The organism is Rhabdothermincola sp., assembly GCF_036846205.1.
Classification (GTDB): Bacteria; Actinomycetota; Acidimicrobiia; order Acidimicrobiales; family Acidimicrobilacustridaceae; genus Rhabdothermincola.
Genome location: NZ_DAIUCK010000109.1, coordinates 1 through 4,236, shown reverse-complemented (window position 1 = coordinate 4,236; position 4,236 = coordinate 1). Strand labels below are relative to the sequence as shown.

Annotated in this window: 10 protein-coding genes; 3 read left to right on the top strand and 7 right to left on the bottom strand. The window is 71.4% G+C overall.

Annotated elements, in window-relative coordinates; genetic code table 11:
• The 3 genes from V7004_RS13625 to V7004_RS13615 all read left to right on the top strand — a co-directional run.
• The coding region (locus tag V7004_RS13625; protein WP_334144647.1) for a hypothetical protein at nucleotides 1-181 on the top strand (181 nt) is incomplete at its 5' end.
• Nucleotides 182-201: 20 nt separating this feature from the next.
• On the top strand, nucleotides 202-429 hold the full coding sequence (locus V7004_RS13620) for a hypothetical protein (RefSeq protein WP_334144646.1): 228 nt from the start codon (nucleotides 202-204) through the stop codon (nucleotides 427-429).
• A 72-nt stretch (nucleotides 430-501) separates the two neighbouring features.
• On the top strand, nucleotides 502-1,179 hold the full coding sequence (locus tag V7004_RS13615) for a histidine phosphatase family protein (RefSeq protein ID WP_334144645.1): 678 nt from the start codon (nucleotides 502-504) through the stop codon (nucleotides 1,177-1,179).
• Nucleotides 1,180-1,197: 18 nt separating this feature from the next.
• Here the strand turns inward: V7004_RS13615 and V7004_RS13610 are convergent, their stop codons facing one another.
• The 7 genes from V7004_RS13610 to rpsP all read right to left on the bottom strand — a co-directional run.
• Entirely contained in the window at nucleotides 1,198-1,545 is a 348-nt protein-coding gene (locus V7004_RS13610; protein WP_334144644.1) for a YraN family protein, read from the bottom strand.
• Nucleotides 1,542-1,838 carry a DUF2469 family protein gene (locus tag V7004_RS13605; RefSeq protein WP_334144643.1) on the bottom strand — a complete coding sequence of 99 codons (297 nt, stop codon included), beginning with the start codon at nucleotides 1,836-1,838 and terminating at the stop codon, nucleotides 1,542-1,544. Before V7004_RS13605 ends, V7004_RS13610 begins: the two co-directional genes overlap by 4 nt.
• A gap of 49 nt (nucleotides 1,839-1,887) precedes the next feature.
• Complete coding sequence (rplS, locus tag V7004_RS13600; RefSeq protein WP_334144642.1) at nucleotides 1,888-2,232, bottom strand: 50S ribosomal protein L19; 345 nt, start codon at nucleotides 2,230-2,232, stop codon at nucleotides 1,888-1,890.
• A gap of 71 nt (nucleotides 2,233-2,303) precedes the next feature.
• On the bottom strand, nucleotides 2,304-3,026 hold the full coding sequence (trmD, locus tag V7004_RS13595) for a tRNA (guanosine(37)-N1)-methyltransferase TrmD (protein ID WP_334144640.1): 723 nt from the start codon (nucleotides 3,024-3,026) through the stop codon (nucleotides 2,304-2,306).
• A 35-nt stretch (nucleotides 3,027-3,061) separates the two neighbouring features.
• Nucleotides 3,062-3,517 carry a ribosome maturation factor RimM gene (rimM, locus tag V7004_RS13590; protein WP_334144639.1) on the bottom strand — a complete coding sequence of 152 codons (456 nt, stop codon included), beginning with the start codon at nucleotides 3,515-3,517 and terminating at the stop codon, nucleotides 3,062-3,064.
• A 16-nt stretch (nucleotides 3,518-3,533) separates the two neighbouring features.
• A complete protein-coding gene (locus V7004_RS13585) occupies nucleotides 3,534-3,860 on the bottom strand; it encodes a KH domain-containing protein (RefSeq protein WP_334144637.1) in 327 nt (108 codons plus the stop codon).
• On the bottom strand, nucleotides 3,857-4,236 hold a 380-nt coding region (gene rpsP / locus V7004_RS13580; protein ID WP_442968067.1), incomplete at its 5' end, for a 30S ribosomal protein S16. The genes V7004_RS13585 and rpsP, both read right to left, overlap by 4 nt.

The following is a 4,236-nucleotide window of genomic DNA, read 5'->3' as shown; positions in this document are numbered from 1 at the left end:
GCCGACGGTCGCGCCGCCGGCGCGAGCTCGGCGGGTGCGATCACCCGCGGGCGCGCACGATACTGGGGTCGTGGGCTTCAACCCGTTCCGCGGCCGGCGCAGCTCCGGCGCCGACTACGCCATGGTCATCGCGGCCTTGGTGGTGGTGGCACTCCTCATGGCCTGGGCCCTGTTCGGGTGAGCACCGGGCAGGAGTGGGCCGTGAGCACGTGGGAGGACGTCGACGCCGACGGGCAGGTGGTACAGGTACGGCGGGTGCAGCCCTACCAGGCCACGAAGCGCTACCGGTGCCCCGGCTGTAACCAGGACATCCCGGCCCGCACCGGCCACCTGGTGGCCGTGCCCGTCGAGGCGCCCGACCTTCGCCGCCACTGGCACCGAGGCTGCTGGGAGGCCCGGCACCGGCGGCGTCCCGGTCGCGCTCGCTGATCCCGCCGCGGTCCCCGCCCCGGTGGCCAGGCCCGGAGCCGACCCGGCAGGGACGACCGTATGCTGCCCGCCGTGGAGCTGCTGTTCATCCGCCACGGTGAGCCCGCCTGGGACGAGGCCGGGCTCGCGGTCGATGACCCGGCACTCACCGATCGGGGGATCGAGCAGGCCCGGCTGCTCGGCCGGGCGCTGCGCGGGCTGCGTGCCGATCAGCTCCTGGTCTCCCCGTTGCGGCGAGCGCAGCAGACCGCCGAGCCGATCGCCGACGCCTTGGGGCTCGAGCCCACCACCCTGCCCTGGCTGGCGGAGATCTCGATGGGTCGCTGGCAGGGCACGCCGAGCGAAGCGGTCGAGCGAGCCTTCCGCGAGAACCGGGGCCGCCCCTTGGAGGAGCAGTGGGAAGGGATCCCCGGCGGGGAGAGCTTCCGCCACTTCCACGCCCGGGTCACGGGTGGCCTCCAGGAGATGCTCGACGGCGCCGGGGTGTTGCGCCTGTCCGAGCATCCGCCGCTGTGGAAGCTGTGCGAGCCGGAGCGGCGGATCGTGGTGGTGGCCCACGGAGGCACCAACGCGGTCTCCCTCGGCTACCTGCTCGGCATCGAGCCGGTGCCCTGGGAGTGGGAGCGGTTCGTGTCGTTCCATGCGTCGGTCAGCACGCTGCAGCCGGTTGACATCAGCTCGGGCCACACGTTCAGCCTGCTCCGCTTCGCCGACACCACCCACCTGCCGGTGGAGCTCCAGACCCGATGACCGCCATGATCAGCCGCCTCAGAACGCCCCCTCGAGGACCTCGAGACGACCGGCGAGAATCGAGACCACGTCGAAGCGGATCTCACGGGGCCGAAGCGGCGCCTCCTCCTCCAGCCATCTCGCCGCCAGGTGGCGGATGCGGCGGCGCTTCTCGTACGTGACCGCCTCCGCCGGCACCCCGAACGTGGAGGACGAGCGGGTCTTCACCTCGCAGAACACGATCGTGCGGCCCCGGCACACGATCAGGTCGAGCTCACCGTCGCGACAGCGCCAGTTGCGGGCCAGCACCGTGTAGCCGTGGCGCTCGTACCACGCGGCGGCCATGGCCTCGCCGTGCGCGCCCAGCGCCTGCCGGGCCCGGCTCACGGCAGGTCCTCGCGGGGCAGCTCCTCGACGTTGACGTCCTTGAAGGTCGTGACGTGGACGTGGGACACGAAGCGGTTCTGGCGGTACATGTCCCACACCCAGGCGTCGCGCAGCTCCAGCTCGACCCACAGGCGTGGCCCCTCGCCGTGGACCTGCTGGGTGACCTCGTTGGCGAGGTAGAACCGGCGCTCCGTCTCCACGACGTAGCGGAACATCGGGACGACGTCTTTGTACTCGCGGTAGAGCTGCAGCTCGAGCTCGGACTCGTAGTCCTCGAGATCCTCGGTGCTCACCGTTCACCCCAGTCCCGCGAGGGCGCGGGACGGCCACGACGTCGAAGCGTCAGTCGCGCTTCTCTTTGATCTTGGCCGCCTTCCCGACGCGGTCACGCAGGTAGTAGAGCTTGGCCCGGCGGACGTCGCCACGGCTGACGACCTCGATCTTGGCGATGATCGGCGAATGCACGGGGAAGGTGCGCTCGACCCCCACGCCGAAGCTCACCTTGCGAACGGTGAACGTCTCCCGCACGCCCTCGCCCTGGCGGCGGATGACCGCACCCTGGAAGACCTGGATCCGCTCCCGGGACCCTTCGACCACCCGGACGTGCACCTTCAGCGTGTCACCGGGGGCGAAGTCCGGGATGTCGGTGCGGAGGCTCCGCATGTCGACGAGGTCGGTGGCTCTCATGGTGGGATCTCCTGGGAGGGGGACTCCGAAGGATAGGCACCCCCCGGGGTGGGGCACAAAGCGTTGCCGGCTCACTCCTCGGGAAACTCGAGCAGCAGGTACTCCTCCTCGTCGGTGAGCCCACCCCGGGCCAGGATGAGATCCGGCCGGTCCGACAGCGTGCGCCGCAGGGCCATGGCCCGCCGCCAGCGGGCGATCTGTCCGTGGTCACCCGAGCGCAGGATGGCCGGCACCTGCATCCCCCGGTAGTCGGCCGGCTTGGTGTACTGGGGGTACTCGAGCAGCCCGTCGGCGAAGGACTCCTCGGCGGCGGAGTCCACGTTGCCCATCACCCCGGGCACCAGCCGCCCCACCGCCTCCAGCACCACCATCGCCGCCACCTCACCGCCCGCGAGCACGTAGTCACCGATCGACACCTCACCGTCGACCAGATGAGTCCGCACCCGCTCATCGACTCCCTCGTAGCGCCCGCACAGCAGCGAGAACCCCTCCAGGGAGGCCAGCTCGCGCACCAGCTGCTGGTCGAGCCGCCGGCCGCCCGGGCCGAGCAGCAGCAGTGGCCTCGGGGGCTCGACGGCCTCGACGGTCTCGAAGATCGGCCCGGGCATGAGCACCATCCCTGCTCCCCCGCCGAAGGGCGTGTCGTCCACCGACCGGTGGGGGTCGGTGGTGACCGAGCGCAGGTCGTGGACCCGTACGTCGAGCAGGCCCCGCTCGCGGGCCTTGCCCAGCAGGCTCCGGCGGGCGAAGTCCTCCACCATGTCGGGGAAGATGGTCAGCACGTCGATTCGCACGCCCGGTCTCCTTCAGACGATCAGAGGCACACGGCTCAGAGCTCGAACAGGCCCGCCGGCGGGTCGATCACCAGGATCCGGCCCGGCTCGCGCCAGCCCACCACGAACGTCAGCGGGACCAGCGCACCGGAGTCCAGCACCAGCAGGTCGGCAGCCGGATTGGCCTGCACCGCCTCCACCATGCCCCGCGGCGTGCCGGAGACCTCCACCACCTCGGCCCCGACCAGCTCGTGCACCCACAGGTCGTCGGGATCGCTCGGGAGCGCTTCCGCTTCGAGCTGCGCCCCACGGAGGCGATCGGCCTCCTCCCGGCTGTCGACCCCCTCGAACTTCACGATGTAGCGGCTCTGGTGGGGGCGGGAGGCCGACACGACCAGCTCCCGACCGGCTGCGCTGAGCACGGACCCGACCGCCACCCGGGCCACCTCGGTGGTGGTCAACGTCACCACCACCTCACCGCGCAGGCCGTGGCTCTTCGCGACCCGGCCCACCGCGAGCAGTCGCCGTTCAGTCGACGAACTCGACCTCCACCTCGACGCCGTCGCCGCGGGCCGCGGCGGCGCGGACCACGGTGCGGATGGACTGCGCGACCCGGCCCCGCTTGCCGATCACCCGGCCCATGTCCCCCTGGGCGACGTGGACGTTGAGGGTCGGACGCCGGCCCCGCTCGTCGATCTCGACCTCCACCGCGTCCGGATCGTCCACGATCTGGCGCACCAGGTACTCGAGCACGGCACGGGCGGTCGCGGCCGGCAACCGGTTGCCGTCGATCTCGTCGTCGTCGATCTCGTCGTCGAGATCGCCGGGCGCGTCGACCACCCGGTCCTCGCTCAAGACGCGGCCGCCGTGTCCGTCGCGGCCGGCGCCTCACCCTTGAACTGGGCCCACGCGCCGGAGACCTTCAGCAGCTTCTCGACGGTCTCGGTCGGCTGCGCGCCCTTGCGCAGCCATGCCACCGCCTTGTCGTTGTCGACGACCACGGTGGCCTGGCCTCCTTCGCCCCGGCGGGGGTCGTAGTGACCGACGATCTCGATGAAACGACCGTCGCGCGGCGAACGGCTGTCGGCGGCGACGATGCGATAGGTGGGCTGCTTCTTCTTGCCCATCCGCATGAGGCGGAGCTTGACCACGTTGTTCTCTCTCTTCTCGCGGGGGCCGGCTGACCGCCGGCGGTCCGGGTCGGGTCCCGCAGCGGCGACCCGATATGGTG